Raw genomic sequence first — 19723 nt, 5'->3', positions numbered from 1 at the left:
CAGCAAACACCGCTAGCCTTGGATCATTGGACCGACTCGTCGAAAGGACGACCGTGCGCATTGACCGCCTGGACGCGGATTTGATCGAACTGCTCACCGAATCGCCGATGCTTCCGGTGATGGAGTGCGCCCGGCGCTTGGGTGTTGCCCGCGGCACGATCAGCAGCCGGCTGGCCCGGCTCCACGAGGCCGGCGTCATCCAGGGCATCGTCCCGCGGGTCAAGCCTGCGGGGTTCGGGTACACGCTGGTCGCGTTCTGCCAGGTGGAGATCATCCAGCGCTACGGGCACGATCCGGTCGCGAGCGCATTGGAGGAATCCATCCCGGAAATCCTCGACATGTACACCGTGACCGGCAGTTCGGACTTGCAGCTGCGCGTTGTGGCCCGGACCCCCGAGGACCTGCAGGCGATTTTCAACCGCATCAACAAGGTGCCGGGTGTGGCAAGGACCTCATCCTCCTTCGCCCTGCACGAGCATTTCCAGGGAAGGACACTGCCACTGGTCGCAGCGTGCGCTAGGGCCGAGGCAGAAGTGGAAAACACTGGGCAGATTGACTAGTAAAATGGGTTGATTGGCGGCGATTGCTATGCAGCCTGCATAGAAACAGGGTTTGCGATTGCGCCGGCAGATTCATTCAACCTACAGTCGATGCTTGTGAATCGCGACACGCGAGGATATGAGCAGGGCCACCGCTGACCACGCACCACGGCTTTGTCATACGAACGATTGCCAACCTCGTGCAGCTCTGGCAGTCAGAGAGGAAACTCATGACCCTTCACCAGCGCCCCTCCTTGCAGGAAGTGCCCGCTTACAAGCAGGGCAAGCCCGCAGCCGCTGGAGCCTCCAAGCTCTCATCCAACGAATCCCCGCATAGCCCGCTGCCCTCGGTGCTGTCCAGCATCCAGGAGGGCCTGGCCACGATCCACCGCTACCCGAGCATCGCGGCGCCCGAATTGACCGGCGCCCTCAGCTCGCAGTTCGGCGTCCCGGCGGAGCACATCACCCTGGGCGCGGGCTCGGTCGAGGTCGCGGCCCAGATCATCCATGCGGTTGCCGCCGAGGGCGACGAAGTCATCTACGCGTGGCGCTCCTTCGAGGCGTATCCTTCACTGGTGCGGATCGCCGGCGCCACCCCGGTCGAGGTGCCCCTGGATGCCGATAGCCGCCACGATCTGCCCGCCATGCTGGCCGCGATCACTGATAAGACCCGATTGGTCTTCATCTGCAACCCGAACAACCCGACCGGCACGGTGGTGGAGGCCCGCGCGCTGGATGAGTTCATCAATGCCGTGCCGCGCAACGTGCTGGTCGTCGTCGACGAAGCCTACGTGCACTTCGACCGCTCGGCCGTGCGGGCCGATGGCATCGAGCTGTTCCGCAAGTACCCGCATGTGGCCGTGTTGCACACCTTCTCCAAGGCCTACGGCCTGGCTGGCCTGCGCGTCGGGTACGCCATCAGCCCGCTGGAAGTTGCCGGGAACCTGCGCAAGGTGGCCGTGCCATTTGGCGTCTCCGACTTGGCACAGCGCGCGGCGGTGGCCTCGCTGGCCGCCATCGGCGAGCTGTCGCTGCGCATCGAGGAAGTCGTCACCCAGCGCGAGCGGATGTACGAGGGCCTGGCCGCTGCCGGGTACCCGGTCGTGAAGTCGCAGGCGAACTTCGTCTGGGTGGATGCCGGAGAGTCAACCGAACAGCTTGAAGCCAAGCTCGCCGCCGGCGGTGTAGTGGTTCGCGCCTTCCCCGGAGACGGGTTGAGGATTTCCTCCGGTACCGCACACGACGTCGATCGCGTGCTCGCGGCCCTGCCCGTCCAGGAGGCCACCGCGTGAGCGCAGTCAAAGCCCCCGAGCAGCTGCATACCGGGCTGACCCGGCGCCAGATCTCCATGATGGGCCTGGGCGGCGCGATCGGCGCTGGCCTGTTCGTCGGCTCCGGCCAGGCCATTTCCATCGCTGGTCCGGCAGTGCTGGTCTCCTACCTGATCGCTGGAACCGTGATCATCGTGATCATGGCCATGCTCGCGGAGATGGTAGCCGCCAATCCGTCCTCCGGCGCGTTCTCCACCTTCGCTGGCCAAGCCATGGGGCGCAGCGCAGGGTCCACCCTGGGCTGGCTCTACTGGATCCAGCTGGTCGTGGTGATCGCGGCCGAGGCAACCGGGGCCGCGGCCATTACCGCCGGCTGGGTTCCGGCCTTCCCGCAGTGGGCATGGGTGCTCGGCTTCGTGGTGGTCCTGACCGGAGCGAATCTGCTCGGCGTAAGGAATTACGGCCGTTTCGAATACTGGTTTGCCGTGATCAAGGTGGCTGCGATCATCGCGTTCCTGGTCTTCGGCGCCTTGGTGCTGACCCGGGTGATCCCGACGCCGGAACCAGTTGGCTTCGCCAATCTGGCCGCCCATGGCGGCTTCGCCCCCGGTGGCATGGCCGGCATCGCCGCCGCAGTCCTGATCGTCATCTTCTCCTTCGGCGGTACCGAGGTGGTGTCCATCGCGGCCGCCGAGTCCAAGGACCCGGCCGGCAACATCAAGCGCGTGGTCAAGTCCGTGATGATGCGTATCCTGTTCTTCTACCTCGGCTCGATCCTGGTCATTGTCGCCCTGGTGCCCTGGAATGATCCGGCGATCGTGGACGGCCCATTTGCGGCTGCACTGGATGTCATGCACATTCCAGGCGTGGGCTTCTTGATGAACGCCGTGGTCGTGGTCGCCTTGCTTTCGGCGATGAACGCGAATATCTACGGTTCCTCGCGCATGCTGTACTCGCTGGGCCAGCGCAAGCTCGCCCCGAGCGCCGTCACCCACGTGACCGGCAAGGGCGTGCCGTCGAAGGCCGTGATCGCCTCCGTGGCCTTCTCCTTCCTGGCCGTGGGCCTGAACTGGATCTGGCCCGAGGCTGTGATGCCGATCTTGCTGAACGTGGTGGGTTCGACCATCATCTTCATCTGGGCGTTCATTGCCGTGACGCAGCTGATCCTGCGTCGCCGCGCGGACCGCGATGGCGGGCATCTGCCGTTGCGGCTGTGGGGTTTCCCGGGCCTGTCGATCGCTACGATCATCGTCCTTGCGGCGATTGTCGCCATCGCGATGACTGATCCCGCGGCGCGCACCCAGCTGCTGCTCACCGGCGGGCTGACCGCCGTGATCTGGGTGATCTCCAAGATCGCGCTGCGCGATAAGCGCGAGGAACCGGCGGACGCCTAGCTCCCGGAAGCCTAGGTCCAGCGATTGCTGGACCTAAGCTTTTCTTTTGGCCATTTCGGTGATCCAGATGGGAGCGAATGGTGAAATGCACCCGGCGGAGGTCGGGTAGTCCGCCAGCACCTGCAAGGTCTCGCCGATGGCCAGGGCACGTCGGCGCAAATGCTCATGCTCGATGCCGATGTGCGCCAGGGTCGTATTCATCGCCCACTGCAGGCGATCCGGTGCGGCGCTCATTCGGGCTTCGATCGTGTCAAGCAGCTGTTCCAGGTCCAGCAGTTCCGGGGCCTTGACTACCTGGTGGGCAGTCAGCTCCCAGCCGGCAGCCAGCTGTACCGGGTCGCTCTGGCTCATGAGCAGCAGGCGGAGCTCCTCGAGCAGCTTGGATTTCTTGACGATGTAGCTCAGGAACCATGCTTGGACCTTGGGAGTGCTGGCGCCTTGGCTCCACACCTGCAGCTGCTCCAAGGTAAAGCTCCGTGGTTTGGCGATCAGCAGCGCGACCAGCCGGGTTGCGGTTTCGCCGGTGGCCCAGAGTTCCTCGGCAAGCTCCTGGTTGCTCTTCAACGACTTGGCCAAGGCGCGGAGCTTGCCTAGATTCACGCCGAAATCATCGCCGTGCTTCTCATTGACCGCGCGGTACTTGGGGTCTTCGAACTCGGCCAGTGCCTGTTGCACTTGGGCAACTGTGCTCTGGGGTGCCAGTTCCATCTATTTTCCTCTCGCTAGTTGGGCTCAACGGGTTGGCGCAGGATCGTGCGAAGCTTTTCCGGTGCCACCCTACGAGGGTCGCCGAGGTAGATCTCGTGGTGCCTGCCAGTCATGCGCAGTCCCTGGCCGGGTATTAATTCGTGGTGCATCGCGGCCAGGATTTCGGCTTCTGCATCGTAGGGGCCAATGTGCAGCGTCTGCACGCATTGGCCTTCAGCAAGCGACTGGAACCGGATGCGCCCAGGGCAAGGCAACGGCTTCTTCGCCTGGGCGGTTTCCAGAGCCGTCGCGTAGTCGTCCTCGTTGATCCACGCCGGGACCATCAGCATCATGGTCCAGCTCCACTGTTCCTTGTCTCTCCGTTCGGTAAAGACCGCCATGTCCTCGGCCCACCACAAGCCTTCCAGCGGCGGGACGACATAGTCCTTGCCCTGCGCCTTGCTCGCGAATTTGAGTTTGTAGGCCACCGGATACAAGGTTTGCAGGGCTTGCTGGTACAAGTTGCTGGTATTCGGGTCACCTGATCCATCGAACATCAGGTAGTGCATCGCTGGCAGCTGCAGGACACGGAACTGCCCGGCCACGGACCGATAGCTGTCCAGCGACTTCTTGAAGTCGATTTTCGCCGTCAATGTCTCCCCTGGAATCTTTCCGCTCAGAACCACTTGCGCCATTTGAATACACCATATAGTGCGGCAGCAAATCCCAGCATGAGGCCGGCCGCAATCGGGTAGCCGAAGGTCCAATGCAGTTCTGGCATGTTCTCGAAGTTCATCCCGTAAATCGCTGCAATCAAGGTCGGGGCGAAGAGGATCGCTGCCCAACCGGAAATCTTCTTCATGTCCTCGTTTTGGCGCTGGGCTACGAGGGTGGAATTGACGCTCAAGATCTGCGATAGCGCATCCCGGTATTCCACGGCTTGGGTATGCGCGCGGGTGAGGTGGTCAGTGACATCCTGCAGGTAGGTTTCCAGCTCAGCGGGCACCGGGTACTTCTTGAACCCGTCGTCGAGCGATTGCACGACCTCCAGCAATGACGCGGTCGCATGCTGCATGTCGATCACTTCTTGGCTGAGGCGATAAATGCGTTCGGTGACTGCGGCATCGCCACTGAAGACTTGCCGTTCGATCTGCTCCTTGTCGATCCCCAGGCCGTGGAGCACGGGGGCGTATCCATCAACAATCGCATCAAGTATCCGGTACAGCACTGCTTCGGCGCCCAACCGGAGCAGCTCCGGGTCTTTGAGCAGCACCTGGTCCTTGCGAAGCTTGCCGTTCCTGATTGACTCGACGAATTCCTCGCCGTCTGTGCCGTCGATCCACCGGTGGTCCTGGCAGAGCACCGCCACAGCGCCTTTGCGCATCAGGATGTGGAACTCGGACAGCTCGACTTCTTCGGATTCATCGAGGTACAACGCTGAGCGAACTACCAGCAGGAGCACCTCGCCGTAGCGTTCGAGTTTAGGCCGCTGGCGGGCGTGCACGAGGTCTTCGGCCAGCACTGGATGCAGTTCCCACGCCTCGGTGAGATCGTGGATGTCAGCTTCATCTGGTGTGGGATACAAGGACAAAGCAATGCGCTGATCACCAGTCTGGCCGAACGCCAGCGCATCGGCGGCGCTGGTTCCTTCCGGAGCAGTCGCTACGGTGCCATCGTCAATATAGCGGACGGTCATTGACGTATGAGACGAATTCTGGGTACCGAAGAATGGTCGGGCATCCGCGGCCCGGCGTTGAACACGTGACATTTTTGCTCCTGAATGATCTTCGTTCATTCAAGTATCGCAACTCCGGCGAGAATATCGGCGCTGAAACGGTCCTCCGCTCGTCGGCGGCTGAATCTTGCTAGGGGGATCTCAAGGTTCGACGATTTCTACGTCCAGCTCCCCCGCGCGCCACTTCGCTGTCGTTTCATCCGCCAACGCTTCAGCTTCCAATGCCTCTGCGGGAGTCATGAAATACGTATTGATCCGCAATTTCTGTTCCGGATCCAATTCTGGTGAAAGCAATACCATCGGCCTGCTCTCCGGAATCTTCACCGCGTGGAACAACCCGCAATGCCGGGCAGTGTGGTGTATCAGGCAATTCAACCCGGCAGACTTGATATCCGTTCGTCCACCCTTTTCCCACGCGTCCAGATGATCAATTTCGCACCGTTCTACGGGCATGCTGCATCCAGGATAGGAACAGCCCCGGTAGGCGGCTCGGATCGCACGGCGCTGGGACTTCGAATACAGTCGTTGCGTCCGGCCTAAATCGAGGGGCAGGCTCTGGCCATTGAGCACTACCGGATACACTCCGGCATTGCACAGCGCAGTTCTGACTTCACCAGCAGACAAGGACATCCCACTGCTGGTGACCGCGAAGTCTTGTGCTTGCTCTTGCATCTTGTCCCAATTCAGAATGATGCTCACCTGCGGTGCGACCAACCCAGCACGTTGACCCGGCGGGTCACTGGTGCTCGTCCTGTCACTCATCAGCATTGCCATGAATCCAACTAAACGGCGTCGCTCGGGCTTCAAATCCTCCCATGGAGTGACTGCACCATTGGTAGCTGATTCAGTATTACGTTCTTCAGGATCCCCCGGCCGGCAACATTCTTCCTCGTCATCCGAGGTCTCCGAAACTTGTTCGTTGTTGTCTGCCGGCGGACTATCGTCTTCGGTTTCTTCGTCCGCCACCGGATCGTCTTTTGCCCAGTCCGGTTTGGACTCCGCATCGTCCCAACCGGAGTCCTGCTGACCCGTGAATTGAGCCTCGGCGTCTTTCAAGCCGTCCCTGTTCCCGGCCACGGTGGCAGGATTGTCCAGTTGCGCGAAGTAGGCCTCGATATACGCCGCCTGGGAGGGCAACACACGAAGCGTATACTCGATCAGGCCCTGGCGCATGCCCTTCTTGAAGATGCCAATGCGCTCCAGCAGAGCTTTCAGCGGGCGTTTGCCGGCTTTCACCTGAGCCACCAAGTCATTGATGTGCTTACGAGCCGATTTGGGTTCTGAGCGCAGGAAAGCGACTGATTCTGCTTCCAATCGCGCTTTCTCCGCCTGGCCGGTTTCATCGTCGCCGAAATCATTACGTGCCGAATGCAGCTTCAAGGCCGTAGAAGCTACCAATCGCGGGTCCACATTCGGGGCTTCGAATTGCACGGCTAGCTCCGGGAGCCACGGCTCTACCGGTTGCCCTGCTTGATCGACACCACCTAGCAGGCAGTCGGCTTGGACTAGCCGAGTTCCTGCAGTGCCGCGCGGAATATTCAGCCAGTCGGTCATCATGCCTTTGGCGTCTTTGAAATGGGTGCGCCCGGTAGTGGCATGTCCTTCGGCGGCTTCAAGTTGTTCCAGCGTGGGATCGACACCAGCATCGCTGATCGCTTGGAAGGAGGCCTGATCAAGTTTGTGTGCACCGGTGCGGCGTATGGCATGAGCTGCGTGGATCTGTGCCCGACTGAGCTTTTGGTTGATTTCCTCGACATACAGCGCGAATATCGCAGCGTGGCCGGCCGGTACGTCGCCGGACAGGATCGAAGTAGCCAAGGCGATTAGCTTGCCCGCCTCGACCAGATTCGATAGTGCTTGTGCCGTCACTGTGCTCATGGGATACAGCATGCCGTGGGCATCGCGGGCACCGGCGGTGGGCAACACGGTTTGTGGAAAACAAAAAATCCTGAAATCTCGGACAAACCGAAATTTCAGGATTTTAATTTGTGGAGGTAAGGGGATTCGAACCCCTGACCTTCTGCATGCCATGCAGACGCGCTACCAACTGCGCCATACCCCCAAAAGGATTGCTGCCCTGATCAGGCAACTCCATAATCATAGATGACTACCTGATCAGGATGCAAATTGAGGGTTACTTCTGGTTTTCAGAAAGTTCCTCAGGCAGCTCGATGACTGGGCAGTCGGCCCACAGGCGTTCGAGCGCGTAGAAGATGCGGTCTTCCTGGTGCTGAACGTGGACGACTACGTCGCCGTAGTCCAGCAGGACCCAGCGGCCCTGGCCGAAGCCTTCACGGCGAATCGGACGCATGCTGTACTCGTCGAGCACCTCAGCGACGATTTCATCGACGATTGCGTTCACCTGAGGTTCTGATCCACCAGAGACAATCAAGAAAGCGTCGGTGACGCCCAAGCGGTCGGCAACGTCCAGCGCGACCATGTTTTCTGCCATCTTCTCGGAAGCCGCGTGCGCGGCAACTTTCACGAGGGCAATTGATTCTGCGTGTGCTCCCATAGAGTGGAGTGTCTCCTTATAGAGGTGTAGATCGAGAACCTAATTGTCCTACGAAAACTAGTTGCCAAGCAACATGATCAAGCCAGCAATCAATGCTGCACCGCCCACGCTGAGGGCGACGATCATCGCGATCAGCATGTTATTGGCGCGGCGGAGGCCGTGCGCCTGCACGTCAAGTGGCTGCAATCCCTGTGCATTGACCGCATCGATGCGTGGCATGTCAACGTCCGGGGCCGGTTGGGCCGTATGGGTTTCAGCCTTCTGATCCGCCGGCGCCTTTGGCGCAGGCTTAGCGGCTGGTTTTGCAACTGGCTTGGCTGCAGGCTTGGCCGGTGCCTTGGCCGCAGGCTTGGCGGGGGCCTTCGCTGCGGGTTTGGGCGCCGGCTTGGCCATAGGCTTCTTGGCTGCTGGTGCCGCTTCGTCCTTCTTGGAGCTGAGCTTGCCGCCGGCGTTGAAGTCCAGCGAAACACTCTGGGTCTTGGGCCCTTGCACGCCGGTTTTGGCGATGCGGTCCTCGACCTCGCGAATGTTGCCCATGGCGCCGGTGAAAGGATCGGAGGCCTTGTCGTCCTTGCCCTGGTTGGCATTCTGGATGCGCAGGCGTTCACGTTCCGCGGCACGGCGGGAAATGATGGCCGCGCGGGCTGCCATTTCACGCTGGTGGGCGAGCACTTCGAGATCGATCTCGGAGTCGTCCTCCCCCAGCAGGTTTGGATCGACCGGGGTCTTCGGCGCGTGGGCACGGCGGGCGGCTAGCGCCTGCTCGACGCTCATGACCGTAGTCTCCGGGGCGTCTTCCTTGGGCGCAGGCTTCTTGGCGGCCGGGGCCTTCGACTCGGCCTTGCCCTGGTCTGCCAGCGCCTGGAGGCGCAGTTGACGGCGGGTCAGCGGCTTAGGTTCCTCCGCGGGGGCGACCGTTGGAATATTAGTGGTCAGCGCGCCGACCTCTTCTTCCAGTCGACGACGCTCGCGCAAGGCCTCGCGGTCACGGGCACGGCGCAACGACGCCCGTTCACCCAGGGACTCTTCGGACTGTGGTGCGCTAGCTGGCTCAGCTGCAGGCTTTGCGCTGGGAGCCTTGGCTGGGGCTCCAGCCGGCTTGGCCGCTTCTGGCTTGGCACCTGCGGCCTTGGCGGCTGGCTTGGCCGGCTGCGGCTTGGCTGGAGCTGATTTTGCCGGCTCTGGCTTGGGTGCAGGCTTAGCCGGCTGCGGCTTGGCTGGAGCTGGTTTTGCTGGCTCTGCCTTGGGTGCCGGCTTGGCCTTTGGGGTCGCGTCAGATTTCGCTGGCTTCGCCGAATCCTCGGCTTTTTCCGCGCTTTTCGACGCGTGCTCCTTGGCTGCCTGCTCGGCCTTGCTGTTGGCCAGCAAAGCTTCCATCTCAGCACGTCGTTTTTCGCGCAGAGCTCGCCTGCTTGAAACCGGCTGCGAGTTATCGCTCATCCTGATACTTCTCCCGACCGCATAGACAAATACCGTCACCCTTACCTAGAGATTATGCCGTGCTACCCCACCTTATGTGAGGTTACGACTCGGTATACAGCCCATATTTTGCAATGTACTGCACCACACCGTCCGGCACAAGATACCAAACCGGCTTGTCGGCGGCGACACGCTCCCGGCAATCGGTAGAGGAAATTGCCAGTGCCGGAATTTCCAATTGCGAGACATTGTCGCGACCCACATCCGCGATGACATAGCCAGGGCGGCTCACGCCAACGAAGTGGGCGAGGTCGAAGACCTGGTCGATGTCGCGCCAGCTCATGATCTGGCTCATCGCGTCGGCACCGGTAATGAAGAAGAGCTCCGCATCCGGGCGCAAGGCGCGCAGATCGAGCAAGGTGTCACGCGTGTAGGTGGCGCCTTCGCGGTCGACGTCGACCCGGCTTACGGTGAAGCGCGGGTTCGACGCGGTGGCGATCACGGTCATCAGGTAGCGGTGCTCAGCGCTGGTGACCTGGCGATCGGCCTTCTGCCAAGGCTGGCCGGTGGGCACGAAAACGACCTCATCCAGGCCGTACTCGGCGGCTACCTCGCTGGCAGCGACCAAGTGGCCATTGTGGATGGGGTCAAAAGTACCGCCCATCACGCCGAGGCGCAATGGGCGGTCTTGAGGCTTTTGCTCTGCCAAGACTAGTGGCTATGTGGTACGTGAGTCTTGAACTGGCGGTGGGTGTCCTCTGGTTCAGGCTTTGCTTCGTGGCGGTTGCCTACGTTGGTGTAGGAAACGGTAATCAGCAGCAGGACCATCAGTGCTGCGAAGATGCCCCCACCGACGATCACAGCGAAAGTGTGAGGATCCATGCCGGTGGAAGCGGCTTCCGAAGCCAAAATCAGCGCGTTCAAGATAATTCTCCAGTCGTTTTCACGAGTTCGCTAAGCCAGCAACCTGGGCGGCTGGATCAGTAGCTCGAAAAGTAACGGTACGTTTCTTCTACATCGTACCGAAAAGGGCGGTCAGAAACTATTTGCGAATGTGCCCGTCGCCCTGGACGATCCACTTGGTCGTGGTCAGTTCGGCCAGGCCCATCGGGCCGCGAGCGTGCATCTTCTGGGTCGAGATGCCTACTTCTGCGCCCAGGCCCAGCTGCCCGCCGTCGGTGAACCGGGTCGAGGCGTTGACAATCACCGCAGCCGAGTCGATCTCCGCCACGAACTGCTCGGAAGCAGCCAGCGTGGAGGTGATGATCGCCTCGGTATGGCCGGTGGAGTAGGCGCGGATGTGCTCCAGGGCCTGGTCCATGCCATCGACGACCTTCACCGCGATATCCAGGTCCAGGTACTCGTTGCGCCAGTCATCCTCCCCCGCCGGGATGGTCGGCACCTGCGGAACCAGCGCGGCGGCACGGTCGTCCGTGTGCAATCTCACGCCGGCTGCGGCCAGGGCCTGCAGCACTGCCGGGGCCACAGCGGCATCCTTGTGGACCAGCAGGGTCTCCACGGTGTTGCAGACGCTGGGGCGGTGGGTTTTCGCGTTGAGCAGGATATCGACGGCCATTTCCTCGTCGGCGCTCGCGTCGAGGAAGATGTGCACATTGCCTTCGCCGGTTTCGATTACCGGGACCTTGGCGGTGGTGACCACGCGCTGGATCAGCTCGCGGCCGCCACGCGGGATGAGCACGTCGATCTTTCCGCGCGCGCCCATCATGGCGTCGGCACCGGCGCGGCCGAATTCGTCGACCGAGATCACGATGTCGCGGGGCAGGGAGACGGACTCCAGCGCGTCGCGGATCACCGCGACCAGCGCCTGGTTGGAGTTCAGCGCCGCCGAACCGCCACGCAGCAGCACCGAGTTGCCGCTCTTGAGCGCCAGGCCGGCGATGTCCACGGTGACGTTCGGACGCGCTTCGTAGATGGTGCCGATGACGCCCAGCGGGACGTTGACCTGGCGCATGCGCAGGCCGTTGGGCAGGGTTTCCCCGCGCACCACGCGACCGACCGGGTCGGGCAGGCCAGCGAGTTCATGCAGCGCGGAAATCAGGCCGTCGATGCGCTTGCCATCGAGCTTCAACCGGTCCAGCAGGGCCTCGGAGGTGCCATTGGCGCGGCCGGCAGCCAGGTCCTGCTCGTTGGCGCGCAGGATCATCGCACGGTTCTGGTCGATGCGCGAAGCCATGGCCGCGAGGGCGCGGTCCTTCCAGTCGCGGTTGGCGCGCTTGAGGATCCGTGCGGCGCGGCGTGCACGGTCGGCCAGCTGGTGGACCGAGGTGGTGACGTCGGTGGTCGTTTCTTCGGTGTTTACGGCATCCATACTCATGCTCCTCATTCTAGAAAATGGGTTCGATCAAAGCTAGGTCGTCAACATGCACTACTGATCTGTCGTAACCTTCGCCCAGCTCTTCAACCAGATCCGTGGTGTTGTGTCCGAGCATCTCGGGCAGTTCATGGGAGCTGAAGTTCACCAGCCCGCGAGCGAAGGGGGTTCCTTCCGCGTCGCAGATCTCTACGGCGTCGCCAGCCTCGAATTCCCCGCGGACGGCGGTAATGCCGGCTGCCAGCAGCGAGTTGGTTCCCTTTTCGATGGCCTTGACTGCGCCGGCATCCAGGATCAGCTTGCCTTCGATGGAAGCCAGATAGGCCAGCCAGACGTCGCGGGCCGAACGGCGGGAGTTGCGGGCGGCGAACCAGGTGCCTACATCCTGTCCGCGCAGCGCCTTGGCGGCATTGTCGGTGCTGGTCACCAGGGTAGGAATGCCCGCCGAGGAGCTCAGGGTCGCGGCATCGACCTTGGTGATCATGCCGCCGGTGCCGACTCCGGCTGCCCCCGGGGTGCCCAGGTCCACCGCTTCGAGTTCGTCGGGGTGCTCGATGGTGGTGATGCGGCTGCCGCCGTCATCAGGGTGCGCGTCGTAGACCGAGTCCACGTCGGAGAAGAGCAGCAGCGCGTCGGCCTTGACCAGGTGGGCCACCAGCGAGGCGAGGCGGTCGTTGTCGCCGAAGCGGATTTCGCGGGTGGCGACCGCGTCATTTTCGTTCACGATGGGCAGCACGCCCAGGTTCAGCAAGCGAACCAGGGAGCGCAGCGCGTTGGTGTAGGAAGAGCGGCGCATCAGGTCGTCGGCGGTGAGCAGCACCTGGCCTACGCGCTGGTCGTACTCATCGAAAAGCTGGGTGTACTGCGCCAGCAGCAGACCCTGGCCAACGGCCGCCGCGGCCTGCTGGGTGGCAAGGTCCTTGGGACGCTTGGCCAACCCGAGCGGGGCCAGACCGGCGGCAATGGCACCTGAGGATACAAGAATGACCTCGGTACCGTTGTTGACAGTTTCAGCGAGAGTGTCCACCAGGAACTTCAACCGCTCGTGGGATATCCCGCCGCTGACCGTGGTCAGCGAGCTGGATCCAACTTTGACCACTAAGCGCTTGGCTTGAGGCAGTTGGTGGGGCGAGGTAATGGCTGAAATTGTTTTGGTGGCACTTTCACTCATACTTTAATTTTCCTCCTGGGTTGCCTTTGGTTCCGCAGTCTTTCGTCCGTACTTGGAGTCAACCGATTCGGTCCAGACGCCGGCCTTGCGTTCGGCTTCCAGCTCGGCGCGAGCCGATGCCTTGGCCGCCCGGCGCTCTTCGTGCTCGGCACGCTTTTCCTCGCGGGTCTTGCGATCGCCGCGATCCTCGAGGCGGATGTCCTCGCCGCGTCGGCTGCCACCGAGCAGTTCGGCGCCAGCTGCCATAGTTGGCTCCCAATCGAAGACCACTGCGTTGTCCTCGGCGCCGATGATTACCGCGTCCCCTGGCTTGGCACCGGCCTTGAACAGCTGGTTTTCGACGCCCAGCTTGGCCAGGCGGTCAGCCAGGTAGCCGACAGCTTCATCGTTGCGGAAATCGGTCTGCATAATCCAGCGTTCCGGCTTTTCACCGATAACTCGCCACATTGGCTCAAAGTTCTGCTCCTCGCGGCGGATGGTGAACTCGGCACGCTTGGTGGTACGTGGACGAATCACAGGCACCTCGACTACTGGAGCTTCAACAACCTGTTCAGCGCGTGCCTGCTCTACCAATTCAGCCATAGCGAAGGACAGATCACGCAATCCGTTACGCGAGAGCGCGGAGATCTCGAAGACGCGGTAACCGCGTTTTTCCAACTCAGGGCGCACGAATTCAGCCATGTCGGCACCGTCTGGCATGTCAACCTTATTAAGTGCGATCAGCTTCGGGCGCTCGATCAGCGGCACGATGGTGCCGTCGGTACCGGCGAAGGTGGAGTCGGCTTCGTAGTTGGCCAGCTCTGCTTCGATGATGTCCAGGTCGCTGATTGGGTCGCGGTCCGCTTCCAGCGAGGCGCAGTCCAGCACGTGCACGATGGCGGCACAGCGCTCAACGTGGCGCAGGAACTCGTGGCCCAGCCCCTTGCCTTCGGAGGCTCCAGGGATCAGGCCAGGCACGTCGGCGACAGTGAAGCGGGTTTCGCCTGCTTCGACGACACCCAGGTTGGGCACCAGGGTGGTGAACGGGTAGTCGGCGATCTTCGGGCGTGCCGCGGACACGGCGGCGATCAGCGAGGATTTGCCGGCCGATGGGTAGCCCACCAGCGCGATATCCGCCATGGACTTCAGTTCCAGGACAATATCCTGGCCGGTTCCGGGAATGCCCAGCAACGCGAAGCCCGGGGCCTTGCGCTTGTCCGAGGCGATGGACGCATTGCCCAGGCCGCCCATGCCGCCTATTGCGGCGATGTATTCATCGCCCGGCTTGACCAGGTCGCCGAGGATGTCGCCGTCCTTGGTCTTGATGACGGTGCCGGCAGGTACGCCCAGGACCAGGTCCTCGCCGCTCTTGCCCGGGTGCAGACCGCCCTTGCCCGGCTCGCCGTTGCCGGCCTTGCGGTGCGGCAGGTGGTGGAAGTCCAGCAGCGTGGTGACCTGGGGGTCGACGCGCAGGATGATGTCTCCGCCCTTGCCGCCGTTGCCGCCGTCGGGACCGCCAAGCGGCTTGAATTTCTCACGCTTGATGGACACACAACCGTGGCCACCATTACCTGCGGTGACATGAAGGGTTACGCGATCAACGAATGCAGCCACGGGGCCATCTTCTCCTAGTACGGGGTTGCGAGGGATACTCGCTTAAAAGTCTAACTATGCACGCAAGGGGCGGACCGAAATCGGCCCACCCCTTGTGTACTAAAAAATTTGCCTGTTGCCTGAATTAGGCAGCAGCCACAATGTTCACCACGCGGCGACCACGACGGGTGCCGAACTCGACTGCGCCAGCAGCCAATGCGAACAGGGTGTCATCCTTGCCACGGCCTACGCCGGCGCCTGGGTGGAAGTGGGTGCCACGCTGGCGAACGATGATTTCGCCTGCCTTGACTTCCTGTCCACCATAGCGCTTTACGCCTAGGTACTGTGCGTTGGAATCGCGACCGTTGCGAGTGGAACTCGCACCTTTCTTATGTGCCATGCCTTTTAGCCTCTTTCGCTACAAAAATGGATTCTACGATTGCCTGAATTAGGCGATCGAGGTGACCTTGACCTTGGTCAGAGCGGCACGGAAGCCCTGGCGCTTCTTGTAACCGGTCTTGTTCTTGTACTTCTGGATTACGATCTTCTCGCCGCGAAGGTTTTCTACAACCTCAGCGGTGACCGTGACCTTAGCCAGATCGGCAGCTGCGGAAGTTACCTTCTCGCCATCTACCAACAGCAAAGCTGGAAGCTCGATGGAGCTGCCTGGGGCAGCCTGAAGACGGTCAACGGTGATGAGGTCTCCAACGGAAACCTTCTCCTGGTGGCCGCCTGCGCGGACAATTGCGTACACCACGTGGGTACTCACTTCTACTCGACGTTTATTGTCTTACCGGCGCAGATATCGACCCGAACACCCACAAAGTGGATGCGATCCCGGGGATCTCATGCGCTTGTGCCTTGACGCCGAGCGGACCAAAAGTCCGTGATCTTGGCGTTTAGCACCGATCAACTAGATTACGCTAGTCCACACCGCTGGAGCAAATACAAACTGCCCCAGCGAGGGAAGCGTGATCAAGTTCATCTATTTCAGTTCGCGTACTGGAACACCCACACCGAGCATTACCGGTTGCCCGGCAGGCTCAGCTGGCTTATCTTTCTGCGAACCGGAGGCATCCATCTGAACTACCGAACCGGTAGCGGCGGATACCTCTGCCACGAGAACCTCTGCAGTCGCATCGCCCTGGACCGAGGTGGCCCGACGACTGCGACGCTTTGGCTTCGTGGAATTCTGTGGGGCTGCCGCGGTGGCGGCAACTGGGACGGAAGCCGCGGGGCTGCTGGACTCAGCAGGCGCGCTGGCAGCAGGCATGGCCAGGCCGGTGAGCACCGGCTGGTCCTGCTGTGCCGCTTCCTGCGGACGCGAAGCACGGCGTGAACGCTTGCGCGGCTGGTCCTCGGACGTCGAGGCGGCAACAGGTTCAGGAGCAGCCTGCTGTTCCTGGTTGGCCTGAGCTTCCTCGTTGCCCGAAGCGTTTTCCTCGGACTGGTTGCGTCCGCGTCCACGGGAGCGTGAACGGCGGCGCGGCTTGCGGCTGCCGTCCTGCTCGTCGCTGGACTCATCCTGGCCCGGCAACGCTGCTTCCAGCGCTTCCAGGGTAACCGAGGCCTCGGTGCCCTGCGCAGACGCCGCGGACTTGGCCACAGGAATCTGTTCGCCCTCGATGCTCACTGCGTTTTCAGCAGCGGCATCCAGGTGCGAAGCGGCGGCAATGCTGGCCAGGGCGTTGCGCGTGGCTTCGTCCTTCTCCCCTGCTGCCGGCTCCTGCTTCTCAACTGGCTTCTGCTCGTCCTTCTCGCCGCCACGACGGCGGCGGAAGTTGCGGCTTGGCTTGTCGTTGAACTTCTTGCTGTGCGCTTCGCCCTGCGAGTTGAAGGTCTTGCGCGATTCAACTGGCTCTTCGTGGGTGATGAAGCCAGCACCTGCACAGTGCTCGCACTCTTCACCGAAGACTTCGAGCAGGCCGGTGCCCATGCGCTTGCGCGTCATCTGGACCAGACCCAGCGAGGTCACTTCAGCAACCTGGTGCTTGGTCCGGTCGCGGCCCAGGCACTCCACCAGGCGGCGCAGCACCAGATCGCGGTTGGATTCCAGGACCATGTCGATGAAGTCGATGACGATGATGCCGCCGATGTCACGCAGGCGCAGCTGGCGGACCACTTCTTCGGCCGCTTCCAGGTTGTTCTTGGTCACGGTCTCTTCGAGGTTGCCGCCCGAACCAGTGAATTTACCAGTGTTCACGTCGATGACGGTCATCGCTTCGGTGCGGTCGATGACCAGCGAACCACCCGAAGGCAGGAAGACCTTGCGGTCCAGCGCCTTGGCGATCTGCTCGTCCACACGGAAGTTGGCGAAGATGTCCTCTTCGGCTTCCCACTTCTCCAGGCGGCCCATCAGATCCGGTGCCACGTACATGACGTAGGCCTCGATGGTGTCCCAGGCGTGGTCACCGGAGACGATCAGCTTGGTGAAGTCCTCGTTGAAGACGTCGCGGACCACCTTGATGGTCAGATCGGGTTCCGAGTACAGCAGTTCCGGAGCCAGGGTCTTGGTGGAGTTGGCCTGCTCTTCGATGCCTTCCCACTGCGCACGCAGCCGGTTGATATCGTTGGTCAGTTCTTCCTCGGAAGCGCCTTCGGCGGCGGTGCGCACGATGACGCCCGCGTTTTCCGGCAGGTGGTCCTTCAGGATCTTCTTCAGGCGCTGGCGTTCGACATCAGGGAGCTTGCGCGAGATGCCGGTCATCGAACCACCTGGCACGTAGACCAGGTAGCGGCCAGGCAGGGAGATCTGGCTGGTCAGCCGGGCGCCCTTGTGGCCTACCGGGTCCTTGGTGACCTGTACCAGGACCGAGTCGCCAGCCTTCAGGGCGTTCTCAATGCGGCGCGGCGCGCCTTCGAGAGCGGCTACGTCCCAGTTCACTTCGCCTGCGTACAGCACGGCGTTGCGGCCGCGGCCGATATCCACGAAAGCAGCTTCCATGGATGGCAGCACATTCTGCACCTTGCCGACGTACACGTTGCCGATCAGCGAATCCTGCTGGGTCTTGGAGACGAAGTGCTCTGCAAGCACTCCATCTTCCAGTACGCCGATCTGGATGCGGTCCTCGCGCTGGCGCACGATCATCTTGCGCTCGACGGATTCGCGGCGGGCCAGGAACTCGGCCTCGGTGATCACCTGGCGGCGGCGACCGGTTTCGCGTGATTCGCGGCGGCGCTGGCGCTTGGCTTCCAATCGGGTGGAACCGCGCACCGAAGCGACCTTGTCGTTGACCGAGCTGTGGCTTTCGATGCTGCCACGCGGGGCGCGCACACGGGTAACGGTGTTCGGCGGATCATCCTGCGAGCCGCCCTCAAGTTCCAGATCCACTTCCCCGCGGCGACGGCGGCGGCGGCGGCGCGAAGTCACGTCGTCGGCATCGGCGTCTGCCTCGGGATCTGCGGCAGCTGCGCGGCGAGCAGGTTCCTGCTTCTTCGCAACAGCCTGGGCCAGAACAGCCTGAGCTGTTTCCGGCACGGCGAAAGGATTCAAGATCATGGTGCTGCCGTGTTCGGCCAGCAGCATGCCGGTCTGGTCAACGTCGTTCGCTTCCTCAACCGGTGCAACTTCCTGCTCGGCCGGGGCAGCGATTTCAGCGCTCTGCTCCTGGACGTCTTCCTGCTTGTCCTGGACGTCTTCCTGCTTGGCCGCGGCGACCTCTACGGCCTCGTCATTCGCGGTATTGCGCACTGCCTGCGCCCGGCGTTCGGCCTGGCGGCTGGCCCGCTTGGTGGAATCAGGGGTGGAAATCTGGGTGCGGCGGGTGGCCCGCCAGCGGTATGGGCTTTCCTCGACGCCGGCAGCGGCATTGAGTTCGGCCAGGGTCATGGCGCGACGCAGTGGTCGCGCGGGTGTGGTTGAAACACTGGTACGGCGGGCTCGTGTTGAACGGTTGCCCCGCTTATTACCTTGCGTTCCGCCCTTTCGTTGATTTGCTGCGCTCATTTAAATTCGCGTACTCCTACTATGTCCCGCTCGGGCATCCTCCACAGACGGCGCCGTTGCTGAAACTACAATCATCACGTGTCGCTTGGCCTACTTATCTTCCAGTAGTCCGGACACAAAAGCTCGCTATTTTCCGCGGGTTCGACGCTGGTCCAAATTTCTGAACCAGGCGCAAATCCTGCGGATCAACGTGGCCTAAGAAAACCGGCTGCTTTCCTTTGCAGCCCTACGATCCGCGGTATTCCCCCGGGAGGCGCACATATTGGGCACTCAACCGAAGCGATGCATCGCCTGTCGATCTGTTGTTTCAAAAGTCTATCGTCGGGTTGAAAGCAGACTGTGGATCCGCGAACAACCATTCCCATTCTCTCATATTTCGTTCACGCCTTGTTCATTGCTTCTCACCAGATGCACAGAAATGCTTCCTAGGATGAAAAAGGCCTTGGCGGAATAACCCGCTTTCCTATGAACTTATGGAATAGTCAAAACATGGTTTCATCACAAGAAAATAGCCACGGCTCGGGCGTGTTGCCCTGGTGGGCTAAGGAACGCGGCTTCGGGCTGTTCATCATCGTTACGGGATTGATCTCTTGGTTCGCCGCCGGAATCCTGGTCCTGGAACGCTTGGAGTTGTACAAGAACCCCGACTACATCACCAGTTGCGACGTCAATCCCTGGATCTCCTGTGGCACCGTGATGAAATCCGAGCAGGCAGGAATCTTCGGATTCCCCAATCCCTTCTTCGGGATCGTTTGCTTCGCTGTTGTTATCGCCATCGGCTTCGCCCTGCTGGCCGGCGCAACAAACCTGAAGCGCTGGTTCTGGCTGTGCTTCCAGCTGGGCATCACCGCCGCTATGGGCTTGGTGATCTGGTTCTGGTCCCAGGCCCTGTATGAAATCAACGCCCTGTGCCCTTACTGCATGGTCGTGTGGGCCATGACGATTCCCTTGTTCGTGTTCACGACCGCACGCAATGTGCTTACCGGCGTGATTCCTGCTGGAGCCGGCGTGAAGAAGTTCTTCGCCGAGTGGAGCTGGATCATTACCGCCGTCATCTGGGCGCTCGTTGCCGCATCGGTCGTCCTGCGTTTCCCGCTCGCCTTCTTCGGCTAGAGCCCGGCTTCCATGCCCACCTGCGGGGG

18 protein-coding genes and 1 tRNA gene are annotated in these 19723 nt (G+C 61.7%); 4 read left to right on the top strand and 15 right to left on the bottom strand.

Annotated elements, in window-relative coordinates; genetic code table 11:
* Positions 1 to 53 precede the first annotated feature (53 nt).
* From ACNPM8_RS15890 to ACNPM8_RS15880, 3 genes are all read left to right on the top strand, one after another.
* Positions 54 to 560 carry an Lrp/AsnC family transcriptional regulator gene (locus ACNPM8_RS15890; RefSeq protein ID WP_133833499.1) on the top strand — a complete coding sequence of 169 codons (507 nt, stop codon included), beginning with the start codon at positions 54 to 56 and terminating at the stop codon, positions 558 to 560.
* 209 nt (positions 561 to 769) lie between these two features.
* A complete protein-coding gene (gene hisC / locus ACNPM8_RS15885; protein WP_448940182.1) occupies positions 770 to 1831 on the top strand; it encodes a histidinol-phosphate transaminase in 1062 nt (353 codons plus the stop codon).
* Entirely contained in the window at positions 1828 to 3204 is a 1377-nt protein-coding gene (locus ACNPM8_RS15880; RefSeq protein ID WP_105658504.1) for an amino acid permease, read from the top strand. Before hisC ends, ACNPM8_RS15880 begins: the two co-directional genes overlap by 4 nt.
* Positions 3205 to 3237: 33 nt before the next feature.
* Here the strand turns inward: ACNPM8_RS15880 and ACNPM8_RS15875 are convergent, their stop codons facing one another.
* The 15 genes from ACNPM8_RS15875 to ACNPM8_RS15805 all read right to left on the bottom strand — a co-directional run bounded on the left by ACNPM8_RS15875 (position 3238) and on the right by ACNPM8_RS15805 (position 18464).
* Complete coding sequence (locus tag ACNPM8_RS15875; protein WP_448940181.1) at positions 3238 to 3912, bottom strand: DNA alkylation repair protein; 675 nt, start codon at positions 3910 to 3912, stop codon at positions 3238 to 3240.
* Positions 3913 to 3926: 14 nt separating this feature from the next.
* Complete coding sequence (locus ACNPM8_RS15870; protein WP_448940180.1) at positions 3927 to 4586, bottom strand: GyrI-like domain-containing protein; 660 nt, start codon at positions 4584 to 4586, stop codon at positions 3927 to 3929.
* Positions 4568 to 5659 (bottom strand): magnesium and cobalt transport protein CorA, encoded by a 1092-nt coding sequence (locus ACNPM8_RS15865; protein WP_448940179.1) that lies wholly within the window; start codon positions 5657 to 5659, stop codon positions 4568 to 4570. Before ACNPM8_RS15865 ends, ACNPM8_RS15870 begins: the two co-directional genes overlap by 19 nt.
* Positions 5660 to 5767: 108 nt before the next feature.
* Positions 5768 to 7504 (bottom strand): DUF222 domain-containing protein, encoded by a 1737-nt coding sequence (locus ACNPM8_RS15860; RefSeq protein ID WP_448940178.1) that lies wholly within the window; start codon positions 7502 to 7504, stop codon positions 5768 to 5770.
* Between the two features lie 111 nt (positions 7505 to 7615).
* A tRNA-Ala gene (locus ACNPM8_RS15855) sits at positions 7616 to 7688 on the bottom strand.
* A 72-nt stretch (positions 7689 to 7760) separates the two neighbouring features.
* Positions 7761 to 8141, bottom strand: coding sequence for a ribosome silencing factor (gene rsfS / locus ACNPM8_RS15850; protein ID WP_105658500.1), 381 nt, complete (start codon positions 8139 to 8141; stop codon positions 7761 to 7763).
* A 57-nt stretch (positions 8142 to 8198) separates the two neighbouring features.
* Positions 8199 to 9581, bottom strand: coding sequence for a hypothetical protein (locus ACNPM8_RS15845; protein ID WP_448940177.1), 1383 nt, complete (start codon positions 9579 to 9581; stop codon positions 8199 to 8201).
* A gap of 82 nt (positions 9582 to 9663) precedes the next feature.
* The gene (nadD, locus tag ACNPM8_RS15840) at positions 9664 to 10269 is read right to left on the bottom strand and encodes a nicotinate-nucleotide adenylyltransferase (RefSeq protein WP_105658499.1); all 606 of its coding nucleotides are present in this window, start codon (positions 10267 to 10269) and stop codon (positions 9664 to 9666) included.
* Positions 10270 to 10271: 2 nt separating this feature from the next.
* Positions 10272 to 10484, bottom strand: coding sequence for a hypothetical protein (locus ACNPM8_RS15835; protein WP_105658498.1), 213 nt, complete (start codon positions 10482 to 10484; stop codon positions 10272 to 10274).
* 118 nt (positions 10485 to 10602) lie between these two features.
* Complete coding sequence (locus tag ACNPM8_RS15830) at positions 10603 to 11889, bottom strand: glutamate-5-semialdehyde dehydrogenase (RefSeq protein ID WP_448940424.1); 1287 nt, start codon at positions 11887 to 11889, stop codon at positions 10603 to 10605.
* Positions 11890 to 11905: 16 nt separating this feature from the next.
* On the bottom strand, positions 11906 to 13063 hold the full coding sequence (proB, locus tag ACNPM8_RS15825) for a glutamate 5-kinase (protein ID WP_105658496.1): 1158 nt from the start codon (positions 13061 to 13063) through the stop codon (positions 11906 to 11908).
* Between the two features lie 3 nt (positions 13064 to 13066).
* Entirely contained in the window at positions 13067 to 14656 is a 1590-nt protein-coding gene (obgE, locus tag ACNPM8_RS15820) for a GTPase ObgE (protein ID WP_105658495.1), read from the bottom strand.
* Positions 14657 to 14780: 124 nt separating this feature from the next.
* The gene (gene rpmA / locus ACNPM8_RS15815; protein ID WP_013349162.1) at positions 14781 to 15035 is read right to left on the bottom strand and encodes a 50S ribosomal protein L27; all 255 of its coding nucleotides are present in this window, start codon (positions 15033 to 15035) and stop codon (positions 14781 to 14783) included.
* A gap of 48 nt (positions 15036 to 15083) precedes the next feature.
* On the bottom strand, positions 15084 to 15392 hold the full coding sequence (rplU, locus tag ACNPM8_RS15810; protein ID WP_013349163.1) for a 50S ribosomal protein L21: 309 nt from the start codon (positions 15390 to 15392) through the stop codon (positions 15084 to 15086).
* A gap of 228 nt (positions 15393 to 15620) precedes the next feature.
* A complete protein-coding gene (locus tag ACNPM8_RS15805; RefSeq protein ID WP_448940423.1) occupies positions 15621 to 18464 on the bottom strand; it encodes an Rne/Rng family ribonuclease in 2844 nt (947 codons plus the stop codon).
* Between the two features lie 606 nt (positions 18465 to 19070).
* Here ACNPM8_RS15805 and ACNPM8_RS15800 point away from each other — a divergent pair.
* Positions 19071 to 19694, top strand: coding sequence for a vitamin K epoxide reductase family protein (locus tag ACNPM8_RS15800; protein ID WP_448940176.1), 624 nt, complete (start codon positions 19071 to 19073; stop codon positions 19692 to 19694).
* Positions 19695 to 19723 lie beyond the last annotated feature (29 nt).

It is taken from the genome of Glutamicibacter sp. AGC46 (assembly GCF_053543715.1).
The sequence above is the reverse complement of the archived record's forward strand: the minus strand, read 5'-3'. Positions and strand labels throughout refer to the sequence as shown.

Bases quoted from the DNA above. Each gene is read 5' to 3' on its own strand.
- hisC (WP_448940182.1), top strand. From the start codon at position 770: ATGACCCTTCACCAGCGCCCCTCCTTGCAGGAAGTGCCCGCTTACAAG.
- ACNPM8_RS15875 (WP_448940181.1), bottom strand. From the start codon at position 3,912: ATGGAACTGGCACCCCAGAGCACAGTTGCCCAAGTGCAACAGGCACTG.
- ACNPM8_RS15870 (WP_448940180.1), bottom strand. From the start codon at position 4,586: ATGGCGCAAGTGGTTCTGAGCGGAAAGATTCCAGGGGAGACATTGACG.
- ACNPM8_RS15865 (WP_448940179.1), bottom strand. From the start codon at position 5,659: ATGTCACGTGTTCAACGCCGGGCCGCGGATGCCCGACCATTCTTCGGT.
- ACNPM8_RS15860 (WP_448940178.1), bottom strand. From the start codon at position 7,504: ATGAGCACAGTGACGGCACAAGCACTATCGAATCTGGTCGAGGCGGGC.
- rsfS (WP_105658500.1), bottom strand. From the start codon at position 8,141: ATGGGAGCACACGCAGAATCAATTGCCCTCGTGAAAGTTGCCGCGCAC.
- ACNPM8_RS15845 (WP_448940177.1), bottom strand. From the start codon at position 9,581: ATGAGCGATAACTCGCAGCCGGTTTCAAGCAGGCGAGCTCTGCGCGAA.
- ACNPM8_RS15830 (WP_448940424.1), bottom strand. From the start codon at position 11,889: ATGGATGCCGTAAACACCGAAGAAACGACCACCGACGTCACCACCTCG.
- proB (WP_105658496.1), bottom strand. From the start codon at position 13,063: ATGAGTGAAAGTGCCACCAAAACAATTTCAGCCATTACCTCGCCCCAC.
- rpmA (WP_013349162.1), bottom strand. From the start codon at position 15,035: ATGGCACATAAGAAAGGTGCGAGTTCCACTCGCAACGGTCGCGATTCC.
- ACNPM8_RS15805 (WP_448940423.1), bottom strand. From the start codon at position 18,464: ATGACCCTGGCCGAACTCAATGCCGCTGCCGGCGTCGAGGAAAGCCCA.
- ACNPM8_RS15800 (WP_448940176.1), top strand. From the start codon at position 19,071: ATGGTTTCATCACAAGAAAATAGCCACGGCTCGGGCGTGTTGCCCTGG.